Source organism: Pseudarthrobacter sp. CCNWLW207 (genome assembly GCF_037203945.1).
Taxonomy (GTDB): domain Bacteria; phylum Actinomycetota; class Actinomycetes; order Actinomycetales; family Micrococcaceae; genus Arthrobacter.
Window position 1 is genome coordinate 242,687 of sequence record NZ_JBBCBS010000003.1, and the last position, 22,392, is coordinate 265,078.

At 62.5% G+C, this 22,392-nt stretch carries 19 protein-coding genes; 15 read left to right on the forward strand and 4 right to left on the reverse strand.

Annotated features, from left to right (window positions below; genetic code table 11):
* Nucleotides 1–172: 172 nt before the first annotated feature.
* The 6 genes from V9L17_RS06845 to V9L17_RS06870 all read left to right on the forward strand — a co-directional run bounded on the left by V9L17_RS06845 (nt 173) and on the right by V9L17_RS06870 (nt 5,910).
* Nucleotides 173–1,273, forward strand: coding sequence for an ABC transporter ATP-binding protein (locus V9L17_RS06845; RefSeq protein WP_337345659.1), 1,101 nt, complete (start codon nt 173–175; stop codon nt 1,271–1,273).
* The gene (locus tag V9L17_RS06850; RefSeq protein WP_337345660.1) at nt 1,273–1,974 is read left to right on the forward strand and encodes an ABC transporter permease; all 702 of its coding nucleotides are present in this window, start codon (nt 1,273–1,275) and stop codon (nt 1,972–1,974) included. Before V9L17_RS06845 ends, V9L17_RS06850 begins: the two co-directional genes overlap by 1 nt.
* A complete protein-coding gene (locus V9L17_RS06855; protein ID WP_337345661.1) occupies nt 1,971–2,714 on the forward strand; it encodes an ABC transporter permease in 744 nt (247 codons plus the stop codon). Before V9L17_RS06850 ends, V9L17_RS06855 begins: the two co-directional genes overlap by 4 nt.
* A complete protein-coding gene (locus V9L17_RS06860; protein WP_337345662.1) occupies nt 2,711–3,667 on the forward strand; it encodes an ABC transporter substrate-binding protein in 957 nt (318 codons plus the stop codon). Before V9L17_RS06855 ends, V9L17_RS06860 begins: the two co-directional genes overlap by 4 nt.
* A gap of 117 nt (nt 3,668–3,784) precedes the next feature.
* On the forward strand, nt 3,785–5,005 hold the full coding sequence (locus tag V9L17_RS06865; RefSeq protein WP_337345663.1) for a pyridoxal phosphate-dependent aminotransferase: 1,221 nt from the start codon (nt 3,785–3,787) through the stop codon (nt 5,003–5,005).
* Between the two features lie 50 nt (nt 5,006–5,055).
* Nucleotides 5,056–5,910 (forward strand): polyphosphate kinase 2 family protein, encoded by an 855-nt coding sequence (locus V9L17_RS06870; protein ID WP_337350905.1) that lies wholly within the window; start codon nt 5,056–5,058, stop codon nt 5,908–5,910.
* Between the two features lie 16 nt (nt 5,911–5,926).
* Here the strand turns inward: V9L17_RS06870 and V9L17_RS06875 are convergent, their stop codons facing one another.
* Nucleotides 5,927–6,145 (reverse strand): exodeoxyribonuclease VII small subunit, encoded by a 219-nt coding sequence (locus V9L17_RS06875; protein ID WP_337345665.1) that lies wholly within the window; start codon nt 6,143–6,145, stop codon nt 5,927–5,929.
* Nucleotides 6,138–7,451, reverse strand: coding sequence for an exodeoxyribonuclease VII large subunit (xseA, locus tag V9L17_RS06880; RefSeq protein WP_337350906.1), 1,314 nt, complete (start codon nt 7,449–7,451; stop codon nt 6,138–6,140). The genes V9L17_RS06875 and xseA overlap by 8 nt, the downstream gene beginning before the upstream one ends.
* 186 nt (nt 7,452–7,637) lie before the next feature.
* Here xseA and V9L17_RS06885 point away from each other — a divergent pair, with 186 nt between their 5' ends.
* Both V9L17_RS06885 and V9L17_RS06890 read left to right on the forward strand, forming a co-directional pair.
* Nucleotides 7,638–8,489: a hypothetical protein gene (locus V9L17_RS06885; RefSeq protein WP_337350907.1), complete on the forward strand. Its 852-nt coding sequence runs from the start codon at nt 7,638–7,640 to the stop codon at nt 8,487–8,489.
* Nucleotides 8,490–8,498: 9 nt separating this feature from the next.
* On the forward strand, nt 8,499–9,578 hold the full coding sequence (locus V9L17_RS06890) for a 4-hydroxy-3-methylbut-2-enyl diphosphate reductase (RefSeq protein WP_337345668.1): 1,080 nt from the start codon (nt 8,499–8,501) through the stop codon (nt 9,576–9,578).
* Nucleotides 9,579–9,594: 16 nt separating this feature from the next.
* Here the strand turns inward: V9L17_RS06890 and V9L17_RS06895 are convergent, their stop codons facing one another.
* Nucleotides 9,595–10,815, reverse strand: coding sequence for a DNA recombination protein RmuC (locus tag V9L17_RS06895; protein ID WP_337350908.1), 1,221 nt, complete (start codon nt 10,813–10,815; stop codon nt 9,595–9,597).
* Between the two features lie 135 nt (nt 10,816–10,950).
* Between V9L17_RS06895 and ychF the strand changes: the two genes are divergently transcribed.
* Complete coding sequence (gene ychF / locus V9L17_RS06900; RefSeq protein WP_337345670.1) at nt 10,951–12,036, forward strand: redox-regulated ATPase YchF; 1,086 nt, start codon at nt 10,951–10,953, stop codon at nt 12,034–12,036.
* Between the two features lie 45 nt (nt 12,037–12,081).
* On the opposite strand, the gene V9L17_RS06905 is transcribed toward ychF, so the two are convergent.
* Nucleotides 12,082–12,861 (reverse strand): alpha/beta fold hydrolase, encoded by a 780-nt coding sequence (locus tag V9L17_RS06905; RefSeq protein ID WP_337350909.1) that lies wholly within the window; start codon nt 12,859–12,861, stop codon nt 12,082–12,084.
* Between the two features lie 84 nt (nt 12,862–12,945).
* Between V9L17_RS06905 and V9L17_RS06910 the strand changes: the two genes are divergently transcribed.
* From V9L17_RS06910 to V9L17_RS06935, 6 genes are all read left to right on the forward strand, one after another.
* Nucleotides 12,946–14,712 (forward strand): GNAT family N-acetyltransferase, encoded by a 1,767-nt coding sequence (locus tag V9L17_RS06910; protein WP_337350910.1) that lies wholly within the window; start codon nt 12,946–12,948, stop codon nt 14,710–14,712.
* A 173-nt stretch (nt 14,713–14,885) separates the two neighbouring features.
* A complete protein-coding gene (locus V9L17_RS06915) occupies nt 14,886–16,652 on the forward strand; it encodes an ABC transporter family substrate-binding protein (RefSeq protein WP_337350911.1) in 1,767 nt (588 codons plus the stop codon).
* A gap of 278 nt (nt 16,653–16,930) precedes the next feature.
* Entirely contained in the window at nt 16,931–18,616 is a 1,686-nt protein-coding gene (locus V9L17_RS06920; protein WP_337350912.1) for a peptide ABC transporter substrate-binding protein, read from the forward strand.
* Nucleotides 18,617–18,743: 127 nt separating this feature from the next.
* Complete coding sequence (locus V9L17_RS06925; RefSeq protein WP_337345675.1) at nt 18,744–19,673, forward strand: ABC transporter permease; 930 nt, start codon at nt 18,744–18,746, stop codon at nt 19,671–19,673.
* Nucleotides 19,663–20,607 (forward strand): ABC transporter permease, encoded by a 945-nt coding sequence (locus V9L17_RS06930; protein WP_337350913.1) that lies wholly within the window; start codon nt 19,663–19,665, stop codon nt 20,605–20,607. The genes V9L17_RS06925 and V9L17_RS06930 overlap by 11 nt, the downstream gene beginning before the upstream one ends.
* 11 nt (nt 20,608–20,618) lie before the next feature.
* Nucleotides 20,619–22,322: an ABC transporter ATP-binding protein gene (locus V9L17_RS06935; RefSeq protein ID WP_337345927.1), complete on the forward strand. Its 1,704-nt coding sequence runs from the start codon at nt 20,619–20,621 to the stop codon at nt 22,320–22,322.
* The last annotated feature ends 70 nt before the right edge of the window (nt 22,323–22,392 follow it).

Sequence of the window (22,392 nt, forward strand, 5' to 3'; positions counted from 1 at the left end):
CATCCGCACAGGCGAGGTCTCCGAATGATTACAGTAGGGATTCCTTCGCCCACTTTCCGTGCGCCACTGGTTAAGCTGAGGTCGGGATGAGGGTTACCGTGATTATCAGTGTGCTTGTTTACCGAGTCGATCCGCAGTCCGATGCCGTCCAACAGAACAGGTAAGTCCCGCAATGGACCAGGCCATGATTGAGTTCCAAAGCGTCACCAAGCAGTATCAGGGCGGGCACCCTGCCGTGGACCAGCTGACCATGTCAATCGACAGGGGTGCGATCACCGTTTTCGTGGGCCCGTCCGGCTGCGGCAAAACCACGTCGCTGCGGATGATCAACCGCATGGTCGAGCCAACGTCTGGCGTCATCACCGTGGATGGCAAGGACGTCACCTCTGTTCCCGCAGCCGAACTCCGGCGTTCCATGGGTTACGTCATGCAGTCTTCAGGGCTGATGCCGCACCGAACGGTGCTGGATAACATCGCCACCGTTCCCCGGCTCAACGGAGTCCCCAAGGCTGAAGCGCGCAAACGCGCCGAAGAGCTGCTCGACGTCGTCGGACTGGCGTCCGTCCTGGGAAAGCGGTACCCCTCCCAGCTGTCCGGAGGGCAGCAGCAGCGCGTTGGCGTAGCCCGTGCGCTCGCCGCCGACCCGCCCGTGCTCCTGATGGATGAGCCGTTCAGCGCGGTGGATCCCGTGGTGCGGGACGAACTGCAGCAGGAACTCCTGCGGCTGCAAAAAGACCTGGCCAAAACCATCGTTTTTGTGACCCACGATATTGACGAGGCCACTGTCCTGGGAGACAAGGTGGCAGTCTTTGCCGTGGGCGGCAAGCTGGCCCAGTACGCCACCCCCGAGGAAATCCTGCGGGCCCCCGCCAACGACTTTGTTGCAGCTTTCGTCGGCCGGGACCGGGGGTTCCGCCATCTGGGCTTTACGGCGTCCGACGGCGTGGGGATCCACCCGGTGCCCACGCTCGTCCGGGGAGATTCGGGCTTCGCCGGGGACGCCGGAGCTGTGTCAGGCTGGCAATTGGTAGTGGACAGCGACATGCGCCCGCTCGGCTGGGCGGGTCCGGGAACGGATAGCGAACTCATTCCCGGCGGCTCCCTGTTCCGGCCTGGCGAGACCCTTCGCCGGGCCCTGGACGCTGCGCTCTCCTCGCCCTCGGGCCTGGGTGTGGCCGTGGACCGGGAGGGCCGCGTCCTGGGCACCATCAGGGCACAGGAGGTCCTGGCTGTCATTGAGGAAGCCCGCCAGGTCCGGCAGGCTGCGCTCTGATGAACTGGTTCCTGTCGAACAGCGGCATGGTCATGGAACGGGCGGGGCAGCACTTGATCCTTGCCCTGATCCCTATGGTGCTCGGACTGGTTCTCTCGATTCCGCTGGCCCAGCTCGCACGGATGAACGCCACGCTCCGGTCTGTTGTGCTGACGGCAAGTTCACTGCTGTACACCATCCCGTCGCTGGCCCTGTTCATCATCTTGCCGCCCCTCCTGGGAACCCGGATCCTCGATCCGCTGAACGTTATTGTTGCCCTCACCTTGTACGCGGTCGCGCTCCTGGTGCGAGCCGCCCTGGATGCCTTCGACTCCGTGGACGAAGACCTGCGCCAAGCCGCGGTGGCCATGGGCTACAAGCCCTGGCTGCGGTTCCTCCAGATTGACCTGCCGCTGTCCCTCCCGGTGATGTTCGCGGGGCTCAGGGTGGTATCCGTCAGCAACATCTCCCTCGTCAGTGTTGCCGCCCTCCTGGGGGTGGGTAACCTGGGCATGCTGTTCACTGACGGCCTGCAGCGGACCTTCGTCACTGAAGTGGTGGTGGGCATCGTGGCCATCCTGGTGCTGGCCCTGCTGATGGACATGGTGCTGGTGCTGCTGGAACGGTTGCTGACGCCATGGACGCGGGCTGCGAAAGCCCCTGCCGATTCAGGCATGAAAGACGCCGCAGGCCTGCCCTTGGCTGTGGAGACGGCACGATGAGCATCTTCCTGGAGACCATCGCCTGGCTGACCGACCCCGCGCACTGGTCCGGAAGCTCGGGCATCGCCGTCCGCCTGCTGGAGCATCTGCAGTACAGCGGCCTGGTGCTGGTGATAGCAGCCGCCATTGCGGTCCCGGTGGGGTTGTACATCGGGCATACCGGCCGGGGGCGCGTGGTTGCCGTCGCCGTGGCCGGCGCGCTGCGTGCCCTCCCCACCTTGGGGCTGCTCGTCCTTTTCGCACTGCTCGCAGGCAGCAGCCTTATGCCGCCGGTTTGGGCACTGGTGATTCTCACCGTTCCGCCGCTGCTAGCCGGAACGTATGCGGGCATCTCCAGCGTTGAACGGACAGTGGTTGATGCCGCCCGGGCCATGGGAATGACCGAGTTGCAGATCCTCTTCCGCGTGGAAGTACCCAACGGCCTGCAGGTCATGTTCGGCGGCATCCGCACAGCCGTGCTCCAGGTCATTGCCACCGTATCGGTTGTTGCCTACCTGCCGCTCGGCGGCCTCGGCCGGTATCTCTTCGACGGCCTGGTCCTGCAAGACTTTCCCCGGATGCTCGGCGGTTCGCTGCTCATCGCGGGGCTGGCCATCGCCGTCGACCTTATTCTTGCCGCGGTGCAGAGAATGGTGCTCTCGCCCGGCCTGTCCACCGATCCCGACGGCGGCCACAAGGCTCCCGCCGATCTTACGGTTGCCGCGCCTGCGGCAGCTGCTGTTCAAGGAGGCACCCCATGAAGAACCCAGTACGGACAACCATCACCCGCCGGAGCCTTGCCGGCCTCGCGGCGGGCGTTGGCCTCGCCGTCGCGCTCTCCGCCTGCGGCGGCGGCGACCCCCTGTCCACCCCCACCACTGGCGGAACCGGCGGGTCAACCGGCGGACCGCTCGTGGTTGGATCGGCAGACTTCCCGGAGAGCCAGATCGTGGCCGAAATCTACGCCGGCGCCCTGACGGCTGCCGGTGTCACGGCCAGCACCAAGCCCAACATCGGATCACGCGAGATCTACTTCAAGGCTGTGCAGGACGGCTCGGTCGACCTCGTCCCGGACTACTCCGGCAACCTGCTCTCGCACGTGGACCCCGAGGCCGCCGAGGTCTCTGCTGACGATATCTACAAGGCCCTGCCGGAGAAGCTCCCCGAGGGCCTGGCAGTCCTGGAGGCATCAAAGGCTGAGTCGAAGGACGCCATGGTAGTCACCAAGGCAACGGCCGAGAAGTACCAGTTGAAGTCCATCGAGGACCTCGCCAAGGTCTGCAAGGACCTGACCATGGCCGCGCCGGCGACCTTCGAAACCCGGGCCTACGGCTTCCCGGGGCTCAAGGCGAACTACGGCTGTGAGCTCAAGGCGCTGAAGCCGTTCAGTGACGGCGGCGGCAACCTGACGCTGCAGGCACTGCTGACCGATGAGGTCCAGGTGGCTGATATCTACACCACTACGCCGTCCATCGCGGACAACGACCTCGTGGTGCTCGAAGATCCCAAGAACAACTTCAAGGCCCAGCAGGTCCTGCCCCTGTACAACGAGGCCAAAATGACCGACAAGGCCAAGGAAGCCCTCAACGCCGTTTCGCGGATTCTGACCACCGATGACCTGGTCAACCTCAACCGTGCAGTCAGCGGCAGCCAGAAGCAGAACGCCAAGGACGCTGCCGCCGCCTGGCTCAAGGACAAGGGCATCGTCAAGTAGCCCTTGCTTTCTGTTCAACCACGACGGCGGCTGCCGGACTTTCAGTGTCCGGCAGCCGCCGTCGAACGTGTCCGAGGTCTCAACGGAAGTACATCCTTCCTGTGGCATATTTGATGGATGGCAGAATTCAGGCAGTCCACCAAGCTTCACAACGTCCTTTACGACATCCGTGGACCGATTCTTCAGGCCGCCCAGCAGATGGAGGCGGAGGGTCACCGGATCCTCAAACTGAACATCGGAAACCCCGCGCCGTTTGGATTTGAAGCCCCGGACGCGATTTTGGTGGACATGATCCGCCACCTGCCGCATGCCCAGGGGTATAGCGACTCCCGCGGCATTTTTTCGGCCCGGACCGCCGTCTCGCAGTATTACCAGACCCGTGGCATCCAGAACATCCATGTGGATGACATCTACCTGGGCAACGGTGTCAGCGAACTCATCACGATGTCCCTGATGGCGTTGCTGGACGATGGCGACGAAGTCCTGATTCCCACCCCGGACTACCCGCTGTGGACCGCTTCGGTGGCCCTGGCCAGCGGCAAACCGGTGCATTACCTGTGCGACGAGGAGTCCGGCTGGCAGCCGGACCTCGAAGACATGGAAGCCAAGATCACACCGCGCACCAAGGGCATTGTGGTGATCAACCCGAACAATCCCACCGGGGCCGTCTATCCCGAAGAGACGCTGAAGAAGATTGTGGCCCTGGCCGAGAAGCACGGGCTGGTCCTTTTCGCAGATGAAATCTACGAAAAGATCCTGTATGAGGACGCGGTCCACGTAAACCTCGCCGGGCTGACCGGAGACGACGTCCTTTGCCTCACCTTCAGCGGACTCTCGAAGGCCTACCGGGTCTGTGGTTACCGGGCTGGCTGGATGGCCATATCCGGGCCCAAGAAGGATGCCTCGGATTACTTGGAGGGCATCAACCTGCTCGCCAACATGCGCCTGTGCGCCAACGTGCCCGCCCAACATGCCATCCAGACGGCGCTCGGCGGCTACCAGAGCATCAATGACCTCATCCTTCCCGGCGGGAGGCTCCTGGAGCAACGCAACAAGGCGTATGACATGCTGAACGCCATTCCAGGAGTCAGCACACAACAGGCCAGGGGTGCGCTTTATCTGTTCCCGCGACTGGACCCGGAGGTCTACCACATCCGGGACGATGAAAAATTTGTCCTGGACCTCCTGAAAGAGCAGAAGATCCTGGTTTCGCACGGCCGTGCCTTCAACTGGGTGCGTCCGGACCACTTCCGGATGGTCACGCTGCCCAACGTCAAGGACATCGAGGAGGCTGTGGGGCGCATGGGGGACTTCCTAAGCAGGTACCAGGGGAACTAGCCTGTGGTGACGTGCATCCTTGGCACGCGGAACCGTGGGAAAGGACCGTCATGGACGGCGTCGTTGAGTTCGAGGAGCACCCTTCTGAAACGCTGAGGATTGGTGAGGGCTTTTCCCTTGCCGACGCAGACGCGGACGCCACGCCCGGATACCCAGGGAACAAGGCTGACGGTCAGACCATCCTGGCCGAGCTGGACAGCGCGCTGGCCGAACTGCAGGAGAAGCTGTTCGCGGAGTCGCGCTTTGGCGGGAAGAAGCGGATGCTCCTGATCCTGCAGGCCATGGACACGGCGGGGAAGGGCGGCATCGTCAACCACGTCATGGCCGCGATGGACCCGCAAGGCGTCCAGTTCAAGGCGTTCAAGGCTCCCACCGAGGAGGAGAAGTCCTACGATTTCCTGTGGAGGATCGAGAAGGCCGTGCCGGCAGCAGGCATGGTGGGCATCTTTGACCGGTCACATTATGAGGACGTCCTGATCCACCGGGTCCACAACTGGGCAACGCCTGAGGAAATCAAGCGCAGGTACCGTGCTATCAACGAATTTGAGGCGCGGCAGACGGATGCGGGCACGAAAATCGTCAAGGTGATGCTGAACATCAGCAGGGATGAACAGAAGTCACGGCTCCTGGCCAGACTGGACAACCCCGCCAAACACTGGAAATACAGCAGCGGAGACCTCAAGGAGCGGGCCTTCTGGGACGACTACATGGACGCCTACCAGGCTGCCTTCGACGCCACCAGCACTGAGGTTGCCCCTTGGCACGTGGTGCCGGCCAACAAGAAATGGTATGCCAGGATCGCTGTGCAGCAGCTGGTGCTGGGAGCACTGTCTGACCTCAGGCTGGAGTGGCCAAAGGCCGAGCTTGACGTCCCGATTGAACGCGAACTGGTCGAAAGGTCCTGACTCTTCCCGGATCCGGTCAGAGCGGCTGGTCCCGGGAAGCAGCCAGACGCTTCCTGGCGCCTTCGAGCCATTCCTCGCAGCGTTTCGCCAAGGCTTCGCCCCGTTCCCAGAGGGCCAGTGATTCCTCAAGGCTTGCACCTCCGGCCTCCAGCTTTCCCACGACGCCGATGAGCTGCTCGCGCGCTTCCTCGTAGCTCAGCGCTTCGATTTCCGGATCGGGTTTTGTGTCAGGCATGTGCTTCTCCTTGTTGAAGTTTCCCGGTGGAGGTGGCTCCGAACAGGCCGTGGGCGACCCGCACCGATAATGCTGTTCCGGACGGTGCCTCCGACGGATCTCGGACCACGGCGTGGCCGGAAGCTTCCGTTGCCCGCGCGGGCCGGCCGTTGGCCAGTTCCACTACGGCGTAGCCGCGGTCGAGGGTTTTTTGTGGGGAAAGGGACCGCACCTGGGCCTGCAGGTGGGCCAGTTGGTCAGCCGCCCGCACCACCAGCGAGCTGACGGCCGCGGAGGACCGCCGCAGGAGGCGCTCAATCTCTTCCGAGCGGCCCGTCACCATGGTCTCCGGCGCGGCCAGCACCGGGCGGGACTGCAGAGCATGGAGGCGGTCTGTCTCCCGGTCCACCAGCCGGCTGATGCAGCGGCGGAGCTGTTCCCTGGCCTGGCCGACGCCGGCCAGTTCCTCCGCGACATCCGGGACGATCCGTTTGGCGGCATCGGTGGGCGTTGAAGCCCTCAAGTCGGCGACGTCGTCGAGCAATGGCCTGTCCGCCTCGTGGCCGATGGCGCTGACCACCGGGGTGACCGCGGCGGCGACGGCGCGGATCAGTTCTTCGCTGTTGAACGGAAGGAGGTCCTCCAAGGCTCCGCCGCCCCTGGCGATGACGATGACGTCGACGTCGGGACGGGAGTCAAGCTCGCGCAGTGCCCGGACGATCTGTGACACCGCGGTGTTGCCCTGGACAGCCACCTCACGGATTTCAAACTCAACGGCCGGCCAACGAAGCGCTGCGTTCTGCAGGACGTCCTTCTTGGCGTCGGAATCCCGACCCGTGATGAGGCCGATGCGGTGGGGCAGCAGCGGCAGGGTCTTTTTCCGGGAGTCCGCAAAAAGGCCCTCGGCCGAAAGCGCCTGGCGCAGGCGTTCGATCCGCGCCAGCAGATCGCCCAGCCCTACCGGCCGGATATCCCTGACGAGCATGTTGAGGCGGCCGGTCTTCAGCCAGAACTCAGGCTTCAGGAGGGCCACCACCCGGGATCCCCGCTCCAACGGCATGTTCTGGCGGTCCAACACCTTGGTCCAGACCGACGCCGGCAGCGAAACCTCCGCGTCGACGTCGCGCAGCGTCAAATAGGCATTGCCGCCGCGGCGGTTCATTTCGATGACCTGGCCCTCGACCCATGCCGAAGGCGTGCGGTCGATGTGCGCCTTGAGTTTCTGGGACAACAACTGCAAAGGCCAAGGATTGTCCGGGCTGGTTTCAGCGGCAGTGGCGGGCAACGTGCTGGCAGCGGTTCCCGGAAGGGCAGCCTGTTCAGACATGCGCGCTGCCCCGGGAAGCTGTGGCTGGCGGCATGGCGGTCCTTTGTTCGGCAATTGGCAGTTCATGTTTGAATGACGGCTGTCATTCAACCTTATCCATAAGCTCTACCACCGAAGGCGGACATTCTTTATCCAGGCTTCATGCATAGGATGGCCCCTCAGCCGTCAACCAGTTAGGACCAGCTTTTGCGCACCTTCGTTTCAGCCGTAGCAGTCATCCTCGGCGTCCTGCTGTCCGCCGTGGCAGTCCCTGCTATCTGGGTGGACCGCAACGTGGTGGATGAGGACGGCTTTGTGGCAATGTCGGCTCCGCTGGGGCAGGACGCAGACTTCCAGCAGCGGCTCGCTGCCGCTGCAGTGGGAACCATCGACACAAGCTCCATCCCGGACGCGTTGGCAGGCCTCGTCCAGCCGGTGGCAGAAGCGGCGGCCGGCTCCCTGACCGGGCTGCCCGGTTACCCGGCAGCCTGGGAAGAGTCCCTCCGGAAGAGCCATCGTTTGAACTTTGCCGACCCCGCCTCCCTGCCGGCCGAAGCGGACACCGCCACGTCGCTCACGCTGGATGTGGCACCCTTGGTTGCGCTGGCGGTTGAGGAGCTTTCCCGCACGACGGGACTGAAGCTGGAAGCCCCCGAACAGACCCTGATCAACGTTGGACAGCCGGATCAGCGCCAGTGGATCGAGCGCCTGTCTGCCTACGCCCCGCTGGCTTATTCGCTGGCGATCGGCGCGGGAATCGCCCTGGCACTCGCCTTGGTGTTGGCGCGCCGGCGCTGGACCGTATTTTTCAGTGCTGGCGTGGGGGCACTGGTCTTGGCGGCCTTGTGGACTTTTGGCTCACAATGGGCCCGCGGCGCCGTCGTGGGGACGGCCAGCGGAAATGAGGTGGCCGACAGGTTCAAGGATGCGTTCGTGGCGGCGGCGTCCAGCAGCTTTCAGTCCTGGATATCGGGAACCGCGGTTGCAGGCGGAGTGCTCCTGGCGGCCGGCCTTGTGATCGGCATCGCTTCGCGGGGGCGGCGGGCCCTCACCCGGTAGCATGGAGGAATGACTTCCACCGCCGTTTCCCTCTCGATGCCAACTGTCCCGCGAAGGCGGCGCTCGCCTGAGGACGTAGCCGCGGCGGCCCCGGTAGCGGGCCCGAAGAAGGTTCTGCTGGCGGCTCCCCGCGGCTATTGCGCCGGTGTTGATCGGGCCGTAATAGCGGTGGAAAAGGCCTTGGAGCACTACGGCCCTCCGGTGTATGTGCGTAAACAGATCGTGCACAACGTCCACGTGGTGAGCTCGCTGGAGGAACAGGGCGCCATCTTTGTGGACGAAACCGACGAGGTGCCCGAAGGCGCCCTGGTCATTTTCTCTGCCCACGGCGTATCGCCCGCCGTTGTCCAGTCCGCGGAGGACCGCGGACTCCGTACCATTGATGCCACCTGCCCGCTGGTGACAAAGGTCCACAAGGAGGCCGTCCGGTTCGCCAAGGACGATTTCGACATCCTCCTCATCGGCCACGACGGCCATGAGGAAGTTGAAGGAACCGCGGGCGAGGCACCGGAGCACATCCAGATCATCAACGGCCCGCATGAAGTGGACCAGGTCACGGTCCGGGATCCGGAAAAAGTCATCTGGTTGTCCCAGACCACCCTGAGTGTTGATGAGACCATGGAGACCGTCCGGCTCCTCAAAGAGCGGTTCCCCACCCTCCAGGATCCGCCGAGCGACGACATCTGCTACGCGACGACCAACCGGCAGGTGGCCATCAAGAAGATCTCTCCGCAGGCGGACCTGGTAATTGTGGTGGGTTCGGCCAACTCTTCGAACTCGGTACGGCTTGTGGAAGTTGCCCTGGAATACGGTGCCAAAGCCTCCTACCGCGTGGACTTTGCCAACGAAGTGGACGAGGCATGGTTTGAAGGCGTGGCGACTGTAGGGGTCACCTCCGGCGCTTCCGTGCCCGAAGTCCTGGTCAAGGATGTCCTGCGGCTGCTCGCAGACTACGGCTACTCTTCCGTGGAGGAAGTTGTCACGGCCGAGGAAGACCTGCTCTTCTCGCTGCCCAAAGAACTTCGCGCGACTCTCAAGGAAGCCGGGGATGTCAGCCGCGCGCTCGGCGGACGCCGGTCCCGCAGCTGACAGTTCCCCGGTAACGTCAGGCCGCGGCGTCGTCCTGCTGCAGCTCCGGGGCTGCCAGCGAACGCGGCGTTACTTCCAGCGCAGGCGGAGTGAGCAATCCGGATTCGTCCATGGCGTTGAGTTTCCGGGCAGTGGGCAGGATCCGGGCCTCAAGGGTGCCGACCATGGAGTTGTACCGGTCCACTGAGGACTTCAGCGACAAGCCCAGCTTGCCTACGTTCTCGCCCAGGGTTCCCATGCGTTCGTACAGCTGACGGGCGAGCTCGAAAAGTTCGCGTGCGCTGTCCGTCAGCACATCCTGGCGCCACGTGAAGGCCACGGACTTCAGCACGGCCAGCAGGGTACTGGGTGAAGCCAGGACCACATTCTTGGACAAGGCATGGTCCAGCAGAGTGGCATCCGCCATGAGGGCCGCTGCCAGGATCGATTCGGCAGGCAGGAAACAGATCACCAGCTCGGGAGTGTTTCCGGGAATGTCCCAATATTTCTTGTTGCTGAGGGCGTCAACGTGGGCTCGCAGGGCCTTGGCGTGGGCGGCCAGCAAGGCCTGCTGCGAGCCGCCGCCGTCCAGGGGACGATTTCCCTGCTCACCCGCTGGTACGGAACCCAGTTCCTGGGCGGCGAGGTATGAGGACAGCGGCACCTTGGCGTCCACCACGAGCTGCTTTTCCCCGGGCAGCTGGACCACGAGGTCGGGGCGGACGGTTGAGTCCGTGCCGGAGCTGTGGACCTGCTCCAGGAAGTCCACGTGCTTGAGCATCCCGGATGCTTCAACCACCCGGCGCAGCTGTACCTCGCCCCATTGGCCGCGCGCGCTATTTGAGCGAAGGGCAGATTCGAGGGCGTGGGTGGAGCGGATCAGCTGGGCGTCCGAGAGACGGGCCTCCTGGAGCTGCTGCGCAAGCTGGCCATACTGTTCGAGTCGGTCACGCTCCAGCAGCGCCACCTGCTGCTGCACGGCCGTCAGTTTTTCGGCCACCGGTGCGAGCGCCCGCAGCACGTTCCCGTCCTGGCTGCGGGACTCGCCGAGCTCCCGGTTCTGGATGCTGAGGAGGCGGCGTTCGGCGTCGGCTGCGGCGAACTGGGCGCTGACCTCGGAGAGGCGGGATGAGACGGCGTCGAAATCCTCCTCCAGCGCGTGGGCGCGGCGGCGGAACGAAAAATAGGTGGCGGCGGCACCGGCAAAGGCGCCGACCAGCAGCATCAACAGGGCAAGAATCAGGGCGAAAGCATCCATATCCTCACTGTGGCATGCCCCTGTGACAATTCAGGGCAGCGGCAGTCCTGCGCGCGGGATGTCCGCAGGGTTGCGCGGACTTCCAAAGACCGCCGCTGAAAGGTTCTGGGCCTGCTGCGGGTAGAATCAATGCTCGTGGCTCTTACTATTGGCATCGTCGGACTGCCCAACGTCGGCAAATCAACTCTCTTCAACGCACTGACCCGCAACCAGGTGCTCGCAGCGAACTATCCGTTCGCCACGATCGAGCCGAATGTCGGCGTCGTGAACCTGCCGGATCCGCGGCTGAAGCAGCTCGCGGAGATCTTTGGCTCGCAGCGCCTGCTGCCGGCCCCGGTGTCCTTCGTGGACATCGCCGGAATCGTCAAGGGCGCGTCGGAGGGCGAAGGCCTGGGCAACAAGTTCCTTGCCAACATCCGTGAGGCTGAGGCCATCGCCCAGGTGGTCCGGGTGTTCGATGATCCTGACGTCATCCACGTGGACGGCAAGGTGGACCCACGCTCGGACATGGAAACCATCAACACCGAGCTGATCCTCGCCGATCTGCAGACCATTGAGAATGCCATTCCGCGGATCGAAAAAGAAGTCAAGATCAAGAAGCGGGAAGCCGCCGAACTGGCAGCCATCAAGGCTGCGCAGGCAGTCCTTGAGCGCGGCGACACGATCTTCGCCTCCATCAAAAGCGACAAGCTGGAGATGGAGCACCTCAAGGAGCTCAGCCTGCTGACGGCCAAGCCGTTCATTTATGTCTTCAACGCCGATGAAGGCATTTTGGGGAACCCGGAGAAGCAGGAAGAGCTGCGGGCCATGGTGGCCCCCGCGGACGCCGTCTTCCTCGATGCCAAGCTCGAGTCCGACCTCGTGGAGCTGGACGAGGAAGAAGCCCGGGAAATGCTGGAAATGAACGGCCAGGACGAGTCGGGCCTCGACCAGTTGGCCCGCGTGGGCTTCCACACGCTGGGGCTGCAGACCTACCTCACAGCCGGACCCAAGGAAACGCGGGCATGGACCATCCATCAGGGTGACACCGCTCCGCAGGCGGCCGGCGTCATTCACACGGACTTCCAGCGTGGCTTCATCAAGGCCGAAGTGGTTTCCTTCAACGACCTGATCGAGGCCGGATCCATGGCCGAGGCCAAGTCGCGCGGCAAGGTCCGGATCGAAGGCAAGGAATATGTAATGGCCGACGGCGACGTGGTGGAGTTCCGCTTCAACGTTTAGTTGAGTTCCGCTTCCATGTGAGCAAGTAGTCGAGCCAATTGTCGGTTAGCCCCAATGGGGGACATCCTGGCTCAGAATATTAGGCCAGGTTTCGACTTCTCCGGGGGTGTGGGCGACCGTCAGCGTTGCTTGGGGGAGCAGCGCGGCAAGGGATTCGGCGGTTGACAGCGGGTGGCCCGGATCATCGACCCACGCCAGGATTGTCGTCGGTACATCGATTCGCGCGATGGCCTCGGGAGCAGGCAGATCGCTGAGTGCCGCGCCTCGAAACAACGACGGCAAGAGGGCGTCGGGGACGTCAGGCACCGTTTCCGGCGCACCAATTGTTGCCGGCGGAGGTGGCGCTCCGCGCGTGGTGGCGAGGAATGCCTTGACACCGTCAGATTGGATTAGCGCTGCGGCAACCCGGTAGTTTGCAGCCTGTGTAGCCCGGGTTTCCCACGCGGTGGGTGGCACCATAAGCGTGAGCCCGGTAAAGCGGTCCGGCTCGCGGGAAGCGGCGTGCAACAGCGTGCCGGTACCCATGGAGGGACCAACTCCGTGGACACGTTCGCCCGGGAACCATTTATCGAGCAGTCGCAGGAGGTCGTCGGCGAGGCTTTGCCACTGATAGTCCTCGGGGACCTTCCGCCCCGTCGACCGGCCATGGCCGCGTGCGTCGTACCGCAGCAGCCGAGTGCCACTAAGGCCTCGACCGAGGTCGAGGTTGAGCACGCGATCGCGCGCGCGGCTTGAGGTAAGGCCATGCAGTTGGACAACCGGGTGTCCACCTTCGTCGCTCAAAGCAACCGCAAGCTCCGCTCCGGGAACCTCGAAAGTGGGCATCTGGCTCCTCGTTTCGTGACTGACCGCGTGACCTCGGGCGGCCGCGTTGAGCATTCAGGTTATCCGGGGCGATAGGCTTCTGCCATGCGGCTGACCAACGTCAAGCACCTGCGCCTACCGTTTGGACGACTTTGGGGCTACGACGTCAGTGTGAATGTGCTGGACCGACGCCTTCCAGTGTCCTTTGACCAGCAACTCCATGTGGGGGCAGGCGACCGCCCCGGCTCTTGGATGGCATTGTCTTTTCGGCTGCCGACTCCAACCCGTCGTGAGTCAATTGCCGATGCGTGGCTGGCTGTCGTAGCCCGTCATGGCACACTGCGAACGGCATTCGTGCCCGGTGCGGATGGTGATCCGGAGCTTCACGAAATTGACGTTGGTCCGGGAACCTGGGTCGAGCATCAGATATCTCCTGGCCAGGCCGTCAACGACACGGTGCGGGACATTCTCGATGCCGCATGTTCGCCATATCAGCAGCCCTCGCACCGGCTCTGCGTGTTGGAGACTGCTGCTGGACTGACCGTCGTGATTGCGGCAGACCACGCCCACGTCGATATGTGGTCGATGCTGGTGATCGCGCGCGACCTGCTGTCGGCGCTCGATGCTGGGAGGGCGGACCGCGAACCGTTCCGCAGGCCGGCGCCCGCATTTGTTGAACACACGCAAGCACTGCTGGAGCGGAATGCAGCGCCGGGCTCCGTGCGTCACCGATGGGAAAACATCATCCGGGACAGCGGCGGCGTTATGCCGCAATTCCCACTGCCCCTGGGCGCGGCCGATCCGCAGCACGAGCGCGTCGAAGTGCGCGATGTGTTCGATCTCGACGACGGTGCCGCCTTTGCCGCGCAGGCCCGCAGTGACGGTGTGTCGACGCTCGCACTCGCTGTTGTTGCGATGACTGCGGTAACCCGCGAGTTGGCCGGAACGCCGCTGCGAGCTGTTTTTCCCGTTCACAGCCGCTTCGATGAGAACTGGCATGACTCAGTCGGCTGGTTCATTACCAATTCGGTACTTGAGTCGGCGGTCGCCGAGCCGCACGCTGCGGCGGCCGCAGTAAAAGAGGCCGTACAGCTTGGCTCGTGGCCGCTCGCGGACGTGCTGGCTCCATGGGGCGGCATGCCCGTAGCTCCTGGTATGTTTGCGATCTCCTGGCTGGACCTGCGCAGGCTGCCGGTGCGAATCGACTCGGTCGGACTCGAAGCCCATTATGTCAGCGCGACAATCGACACCGACAGCGTCATGCTCTGGTTCATTCTGGACGAGTCCGGGCTGCACTTGCGATGCCGTTACCCCGACACCATCGAGGCTCGAGCCAACGTCGGTGGATGGCTTGATCTGCTGGTCGCCCGTTTGCAGGCAGACGCGCGATCCTCGGTTCGAGGACTGTTGCGGGTGGCGGGCCGGACCTTCAGGCTGGAACGGGCAAGTCGCGAAGATGTTCAGGCCATCGCCGCGCTGCTGTCTGATGATCAGTTCGGACCCGATCGTGAGTGCGCCGAACTCGAACGATACGAGGCGGCCTTCAACGTGGTTGAACGTGACAGTTCAAACTATCTGGGGGTTGTCCGCAATGGTGCCGATCGCATCGTGGGCACGATGCAGTTGACCGTTATTCCTGGTCTTTCCCGGGGTGGTTCTTCCCGACTTCAGATCGAGGGACTGCGAGTTGCGGCCGCGGAGCGTTCACTTGGCTTGGGCACCGCGATGCTTGAATGGGCACACAATTTCGGGCGGGCGCGTGGGGCGCAACTGGCACAGGTGACCACGGACGAAGCACGGGAACGGGCCCGAGCCTTCTACACCCGGCTCGGATATCGGACTGCCCACGTCGGGCTGAAAAGGCGCATATAGGGCACCTTCATTTCGCGTGCCGGGTGGATCGAAAGCTGCCCGGTTCAGGGAACCGGGCAGCTTTTTGGTGCCGGCCCCGGACCATACGAAGTATTCTTGCTGAAGGACATTGGACGTGATCCTGGCGTGTCCAGGGGCCCCTCAGGCAGAGGGTACACATAAGGAGAGACGGCATGCCTCTCAGGCGTCTGGTAAAGCTCATCAGCAGTGCAGCGGCGGCGGCCCTGGTTCTTGCCGGTTGTTCCGGCGGCGGCGGGGGAGCGCTGCCCGTCGTGGTCGGCGAGGCAAAACGCGGCGGCAGTGCCACAGTGGCTGAAGTCAATGCCCTCTCCTCCTTTAATCCGTTCAGCACGGACGGCAACACCGACATCAATTCCAAAGTCTGGTACGCCACCCACTCCGGCTTTTACTACGTTGACGACTCCGCAAAAGTGGTCCGGAACGAGAAGTTCGGCCGGTACGAAAAGATCTCTGACCAGCCGCTGAAAGTGCGGTACACGGTCAACGAAGGCGTGAAATGGTCCGATGGCGAAGCCGTCGATGCGGGTGACCTGGTGCTGGCGTGGGCGGCGGGGTCCGGCTACTTTGACGACGCTGACCCCGCGGCCGGCACCGGAAGAAAGTACTTTTCCGCAGCGTCGGACACCAGCGGCCTGGCCACTACGGTTTTTCCCGAAATAGGGGGAGACGGACGCTCCATCACTTTGGAATACGGATCGCCCTACGCTGACTGGGAAGTGGCGTTCGACGTCGGTCTTCCGGCCCATGTTGTGGCCGCCAAAGGCGGACTCAATGATGAAGATGACCTGATTGAACTCTTGCGGGATTCGCCCCGCGGTGACGCGGAGCAGCCGGTGCTGAATGCGGACCTCCAGGTGGTCAGCAGCTTCTGGAACTCCGGCTTTGACGCGAAGACGCTGCCCGGTGATCCGGCAATTTACCTCTCGAATGGGCCCTACATTGTCCGGGACATCATCCCTGAGGCTTCAGTGACACTTGTTCGGAACAAGGACTACGTCTGGGGTCCGGAGCCCTACCTGGATGAGGTCACTATCCAATTCACAGGTGCAGTGACGGCGGCTGTGGACGCGCTCAAAAGCGGCCGGGCTGACATCATTTCTCCCCAGCCTTCCGCAGGATCCGAGGACCTGTTCAACGGGCTGGAGGGCCAGGGAATAGCTGTTCAACGCTACAGCCAGTCGGGGTACGACCACCTCGACCTGAACTTTTCCGGCGTGTTCGCCGAAGACAAGATCCGTGAGGCATTCCTCAAGACCGTCCCGCGGCAGGACATCGTCGAAGAAATCGTCGGAGACCAGATGCCGGACGCCAAACCGCTCGACTCCCACGTCTTCCTGCCGTCCCACCCCAAATACACCGAAACGGTGAAGGACAACGGCTCGACGGACTACGCGGAAGTAGACATCGGCGGGGCTGCGTCGCTCCTGGACGGTGCGACTCCCACGGTCCGGATCCTTTACAACCGCGACAACCCCAACCGCGTGCGGGCCTTTGCGTTGATCCGTGACTCGGCAACCCTGGCCGGCTTCCGTGTGATCGATGCCGGGCAGGGCAACGCCGATTGGGCCAAGGCACTCGGCGGCGGCTCCTACGATGCCGCCATCCTCGGCTGGATCAGTACAGGGGTAGGCGTAGGCCGCGTACCGCAGATTTTCCGGACCGGAGCGGGCAGTAATTTCAATGGCTATTCCGACGCCGACGCGGACAAGGTGATGGAACAACTGTCCACCACCACTGATCTGGCCAAGCAGGACGAACTGATGGCTGAGATAGACAAACGGGTATGGGAAAGCGACTACGGCCTGCCCCTCTACCAGACCACGGGAACCACTGCCGTTGCGGGACGGATCACGGGCGTGAAGGCCAGCGGTGGCCCCTTGGGCGTGTGGTGGAACGTGTGGGAGTGGCGCCTGAACTAAGGCGCGTTGCCGCCTGCCTAAGCTGCTGTGGAGGAGTTGTCAGGGTCAATTCGGCGTTGGTCCTACCTGCGAGTAACATGTGACTTGCACAACTTCCGTGCCCCGGCGAGCTAATGGCGATTAACCGGTTACGGTTTGGCAACGGAGTACCAGTATTTGGACTCTGTGCGGTTAGGCTACTCGTATATGTAGCCTGCGTCACAGTGGAAGACTGTGGTCCAGGCTGCGGGGAAGCAAAAGATTCCCTTGAATATCTCCCACAACTCATAGGAGGCGGAATGCGTTTCACGCGCACTTCCAAAGCACTGGGCATGGTGGCAATCGCCGCGCTTGCCCTGACCGGCTGCGGTGCCGGAGGCGGTACTGACGACGGCGGCACCCAGTCTGCCGGCGACCCCAACAAGGTCATTACCGCGTATAGCAACGAACCACAGCATCCGTTGCTGCCCGCCAACACCAATGAAGTTTATGGCGGCCGTGTTGTTGAACTGCTGTTCGAAGGCCTACGCACGTACGACGCCGACGGCAAACCCGTCAACGCCCTTGCCGAGTCCATTGAATCGCCTGACGCCCAAAACTGGACCATCAAGGTCAAGCAGGGCCAGAAGTTCACGAATGGCGAAGAAATCACGGCTAAGACGTTCGTGGATTCGTGGAACTTCGCCGCGAACTCCAAGAACCTCCAGAACAACGGATTCTTCTTCGAATCCATTGCCGGCTACGAGGAAGTCTCGGCCGTCACCACTGAGAAGTCTGCCGACGGCAAGACCACCACGACGCCCGCACCCACAGCCGAAACCATGTCAGGTCTTGAAGCCAAGGATGACTCCACCATCACGGTCAAGCTCGCTCAGCCCGAGGCTGACTGGTCGCTGCGACTTGGATATTCGGCATTCTTCCCTCTGCCCTCCGCAGCCCTGACGGATCCGAAGACCTTCGGCGAAAACCCTGTCGGGAACGGCCCGTACAAGTTCGAAAAGGACGGCGCGTGGGTACACGACCAGTCCATCTCACTGGTGAAGAACGCAGACTACAGCGGACCCCGTGAGGCGAAGAACGGTGGCGTGACCTTCAAGTTCTACACTGATCCGGGCCCCGCGTACACTGACCTGCAGTCGGACAACCTCGACATCACGGATGTCCTGCCGTCGAACGCCCTGAAGACCTATGTCACGGATTTCCCGGACCGTAACGCCACGAAGCCCGTCGCCACCAACTCCACCCTGAACATCCCGGGTTACAACCCGAACTTCCAGGGTGAGGCCGGCAAGCTGCGTCGCCAGGCTCTTTCCTACGCGATCAACCGCGAGGAAATCTGCAAGGTGATCTTCAGCGGAACCCGCACCCCGGCCAAGGCTTACGCCCCGCCGGTGATTGACGGCTACAAGGAAGGACTCAAGGGCAGCGAAACCTTGAAGTTCGACCCCGCCAAGGCGAAGGATCTGTGGGCCCAGGCCGAAAAGATCCAGCCGTACGACGCTTCCAAGCCGCTCCTGATTGCCTCCAACACTGATGGCGGCAACAAGGAATGGATCGACGCTGTGGCCAACGGCTTCAAGAACAACCTCGGCATCCAGGCTGAAATCCAGCCCTTCGCCAAGTTCGCCGAAGTGCTGGACCTGCGTAAGTCCCAGTCACTTCCGGGCCTGACCCGAGCCGGCTGGCAGGGCGACTACCCGTCGCTGTACAACTTCCTCGGGCCTGTCTGGGCAACGGGAGCGTCCTCCAACTACGAGAAGTACTCGAACCCTGAGTTCGACAAGCTCCTCAAGGAGGGCCTGGCAGCCAAGACCACCGAAGAGGCGAACGCAAAGTTCAACTCGGCACAGGAGATCCTTTTCGAGGACCTTCCCGGCCTGGCTCTCTGGGATCAGGCTAAGCCGATTGTGTGGAGCAACAACGTTGTGAAGGCCGAAACCGGCTGGAACGGCGGCATCCGCTACTTCGACATCACGGCAAAGTAGTCCCCAGGATCTAACTTGCCGACAGGCGCATGGGGGTCCGGTTTCATGGCCGGGCCCCCATTTTGCCTGCACGGCAGGAAGGCAAGCATGAACCATTTTTCTTCCCTCCCGGAAGGCCGGTGATCCTGTGGCCCGTTTTATTCTTCGTCGGCTCCTTCAAGTGATCCCCGTCTTCCTTGGCACCACTCTTTTGGTCTATTACATGGTGTTCGCCCTTCCCGGGGACCCCATTGCGGCGCTCTTTGGTGACCGCCAGCCCCCGCAGGCTGTCATCGACACCCTGCGCAGCCAGTACCACCTGGATGAACCCTTCTGGGTCCAGTACGGTCTTTTCCTGCAAAACCTCTTTACGTTCAACCTTGGGAACGACTTCACCGGTCAGCCCATTGCGGCGTCCCTGGCCCGCATCTTTCCCGTGACAGCTATGCTCGCCGTCGAGGCGCTCATCATCGAGGCGGTTTTCGGGATCGCTTTCGGCGTTTTCGCCGGCCTTCGCCGTGGCAAGTGGTTTGACTCCACTGTTCTTGTCGCCTCCCTGGTGGTCATCGCCGTCCCCACGTTCGTTCTCGGCTTCGTCTTTCAGCTCATCTTCGGAGTCAGGCTGGGATGGGCGAAACCAACGGTCGGCGCCACGGCTGACTGGGGCAACCTGCTGCTGCCTGCCACCGTCTTGGGCTTGGTGTCTTTTGCCTACGTGCTGCGCCTGACGCGTGCATCCGTGAGTGAAAGCATGAATGCCGATTATGTGCGGACTGCCACCGCCAAGGGCCTTTCCAGGCCCCGCGTCGTCATGACCCATATTCTGCGTAACTCGCTGATCCCGGTGGTGACGTTCCTGGGTGCTGACCTTGGCGGCCTCATGGGCGGCGCAATTGTCACCGAATTCATCTTCAATATTCCGGGAGTCGGCAACAAGCTGTTTCAGGCAACGTTGCGGAGCGAAGGCCCAACCATCGTTTCCATTGTCAGCATCCTGGTGCTGGTCTTTGTGGTGGCCAACCTTCTTGTTGATCTCCTGTATGCCTGGCTGGACCCGAGGATTCGTTATGACCAGTAGAAACAACCATTTTGTAGCACCCATCGAAGAGACCCCGTTGCTTGCAACAGATGCCCTGAAGTCTGATCAGGCACCGTTGAGCCTCTGGGCAGACGCCTGGCGAAAGCTTCGCCGCCGTCCACTGTTCATTATCTCCACGCTGCTGATTCTGGCGTTGATTGTCATCGCGATCTTCCCAGGCCTGCTTTCGACAGTGCCGCCTAACGACGACTGCCAACTGGCCAATTCGGAAGCCGGCCCTACCGCCGGGCATCCTTTCGGTTTCACCTTCCAGGGCTGCGACATTTATTCGAGGGTTGTCCACGGGACGCAGGCCTCGCTCTCGGTGGGCGTGTTGTCAGTGCTTTGTGTCCTCGTCATCGGAGTGACCCTCGGTGCAGTTGCAGGCTACTACGGCGGCTGGGTGGATGCTGTCCTTGCACGGCTTGGTGACATTTTCTTCGCTTTGCCCCTGGTCCTTGGCGCGCTGGTGATCACTCAGCTGCCGGTATTCCGGGAAAACAAGAGTGTGTGGACAGTGGTTGCGGTCATTGCGCTGTTGGCATGGCCGCAAATGGCCCGTATTACCCGTGGCGCCGTGCTCGAAGTCCGCAATGCCGACTTCGTTACGGCAGCCCGTGCCTTGGGTGTATCGAAAGTGGGTGCCTTGGTGCGGCACGTCCTGCCTAATGCCTTAGCCCCCATCATCGTGCTCGCAACCTTGAACCTTGGCATCTTCATCGTGGCCGAGGCAACGCTGTCGTTCATTGGCATTGGGTTGCCACCCAGCATCATGTCCTGGGGTAATGACATTGCAGGCGCACAGTCGTCCATTCGAACGAAGCCGGAAATCATGCTCTACCCCGCCGCCGCGCTTTCCATCACGGTCCTGAGTTTTATCATGCTCGGCGATGCAGTCCGTGATGCCCTTGATCCAAAGAGCCGTCAGCGATGAGAGACGACAAGATGACAATTCCCGACGTTCACATCGACGAGGCAGAGGAGCCAGGAAACAAGCCCCTCCTGGAAATCCGCGACCTCGCCATCACATTCAAGACCGGCAGCGGCGATGTACAGGCGGTCCGTAACGCCCACCTGACCATCATGCCCGGCGAAACAGTGGCCATCGTGGGGGAGTCCGGTTCGGGCAAATCCACCACGGCTTTGGCCGCGATCGGACTGCTGCCTAACAACGGCGCGGTGTCCGGTGGGCAGATCCTTCTTGACGGCGAGGATATAGCCCACGCCTCCGAGAAACGGATGATTGAACTCCGCGGCAACACGATCGGTATGGTCCCGCAGGACCCGATGTCCAACCTGAACCCGGTGTGGAAGATCGGCTACCAGGTCAAAGAAACCCTACGTGCCAATGGCCGGCCGAGTGGTCCGGACGATATCGCCAAGGTACTGGCAGAGGCCGGGCTCCCCGACGCCCATCGGAGGGCTAAACAGTACCCGCACGAGTTTTCAGGCGGCATGCGCCAACGGGCACTTATCGCTATCGGACTGTCGTGCCAGCCGCGCCTCCTGATCGCTGACGAGCCGACGTCGGCCCTGGACGTCACTGTCCAGCGGCAAATCCTGGATCATCTGGACACCATGACCAGTGAACTGGGGACGGCCGTCCTGCTCATTACCCATGATTTGGGGCTGGCTGCCGAGCGGGCGGACAAGGTAGTGGTCATGTACCAGGGCAACGTCGTGGAATCCGGACCGTCGCTGGAGCTCCTTCGGAATCCGCAGCACCCGTACACCCAACGGCTGGTCGAGTCTGCCCCTTCCTTGGCGAGCCGAAGGATTCAAGTGGCGAAGGAACTCGGCGTGGAAGCATCCGATTTGCTTGCACCTGTAGAGTCCGCCGCCGCTGACCATGTCCTGCAGATCCAGGATCTGCGGAAGGTCTACAAGCTGCGGCAAGGACTGGGTAAATCGACGGATTTTGCAGCTGTGGATGGAGTCAGCTTCGATGTCACCAGGGGCACCACAACAGCGATCGTGGGCGAGTCCGGCTCGGGCAAGTCCACTGTTGCCAAGATGGTCCTGCAACTTGAGAAGCCCACGGATGGGCGCATCCTTTTTGACGGCGTCGATACCTCTTTGCTGAAGCCGGCGGAGCTGTTCAAATTTCGGCGGCGGGTACAGCCGATCTTCCAAGATCCCTACGGTTCGCTGGATCCGATGTACAACATCTACCGGACCATCGAGGAGCCGCTGCGCGTCCACAAGATCGGCGACAAGGCGAGCAGGGAGAAGAAGGTCCGCCAGTTGCTCGATCAGGTGTCGCTGCCGCAATCAAGCATGCAACGGTTCCCGAACGAACTTTCCGGCGGCCAGCGCCAGCGTGTGGCCATCGCCCGGGCACTCGCCCTGGACCCCGAAGTGATTATTTGCGACGAGGCTGTGTCAGCGCTGGATGTGCTGGTGCAGGCGCAAGTACTCAATCTCTTGGCGGACCTGCAGTCGAACCTGGGCCTTACCTACCTCTTCATTACCCATGACCTGGCTGTGGTGCGACAGATCGCCGACCACGTCTGCGTCATGGAAAAGGGCAAGCTGGTGGAGACCGGTTCCACGGACGACGTCTTCGAATCCCCGCAAGAGGACTACACGAAGGCCCTGCTTAACGCCATCCCCGGAGCGAAGCTGATGCTCCCGCCCGAGGTGGCCTGAGCGCAGCCTCACAAAGGCAGCCCCACCCAGGCTGCAGATGGAACCGGTACCTGCCTCGGTGCCGGTTCCA

Bases quoted from the DNA above. Each gene is read 5' to 3' on its own strand.
- V9L17_RS06850 (WP_337345660.1), top strand. From the start codon at position 1,273: ATGAACTGGTTCCTGTCGAACAGCGGCATGGTCATGGAACGGGCGGGG.
- V9L17_RS06855 (WP_337345661.1), top strand. From the start codon at position 1,971: ATGAGCATCTTCCTGGAGACCATCGCCTGGCTGACCGACCCCGCGCAC.
- V9L17_RS06895 (WP_337350908.1), bottom strand. From the start codon at position 10,815: ATGGATGCTTTCGCCCTGATTCTTGCCCTGTTGATGCTGCTGGTCGGC.
- V9L17_RS06875 (WP_337345665.1), bottom strand. From the start codon at position 6,145: ATGCCTGACACAAAACCCGATCCGGAAATCGAAGCGCTGAGCTACGAG.
- V9L17_RS06905 (WP_337350909.1), bottom strand. From the start codon at position 12,861: ATGCCCACTTTCGAGGTTCCCGGAGCGGAGCTTGCGGTTGCTTTGAGC.
- V9L17_RS06910 (WP_337350910.1), top strand. From the start codon at position 12,946: ATGCGGCTGACCAACGTCAAGCACCTGCGCCTACCGTTTGGACGACTT.
- V9L17_RS06870 (WP_337350905.1), top strand. From the start codon at position 5,056: ATGGACGGCGTCGTTGAGTTCGAGGAGCACCCTTCTGAAACGCTGAGG.
- V9L17_RS06890 (WP_337345668.1), top strand. From the start codon at position 8,499: ATGACTTCCACCGCCGTTTCCCTCTCGATGCCAACTGTCCCGCGAAGG.
- V9L17_RS06845 (WP_337345659.1), top strand. From the start codon at position 173: ATGGACCAGGCCATGATTGAGTTCCAAAGCGTCACCAAGCAGTATCAG.
- V9L17_RS06860 (WP_337345662.1), top strand. From the start codon at position 2,711: ATGAAGAACCCAGTACGGACAACCATCACCCGCCGGAGCCTTGCCGGC.
- V9L17_RS06920 (WP_337350912.1), top strand. From the start codon at position 16,931: ATGCGTTTCACGCGCACTTCCAAAGCACTGGGCATGGTGGCAATCGCC.
- V9L17_RS06865 (WP_337345663.1), top strand. From the start codon at position 3,785: ATGGCAGAATTCAGGCAGTCCACCAAGCTTCACAACGTCCTTTACGAC.
- V9L17_RS06935 (WP_337345927.1), top strand. From the start codon at position 20,619: ATGACAATTCCCGACGTTCACATCGACGAGGCAGAGGAGCCAGGAAAC.
- xseA (WP_337350906.1), bottom strand. From the start codon at position 7,451: ATGTCTGAACAGGCTGCCCTTCCGGGAACCGCTGCCAGCACGTTGCCC.
- V9L17_RS06930 (WP_337350913.1), top strand. From the start codon at position 19,663: ATGACCAGTAGAAACAACCATTTTGTAGCACCCATCGAAGAGACCCCG.
- V9L17_RS06915 (WP_337350911.1), top strand. From the start codon at position 14,886: ATGCCTCTCAGGCGTCTGGTAAAGCTCATCAGCAGTGCAGCGGCGGCG.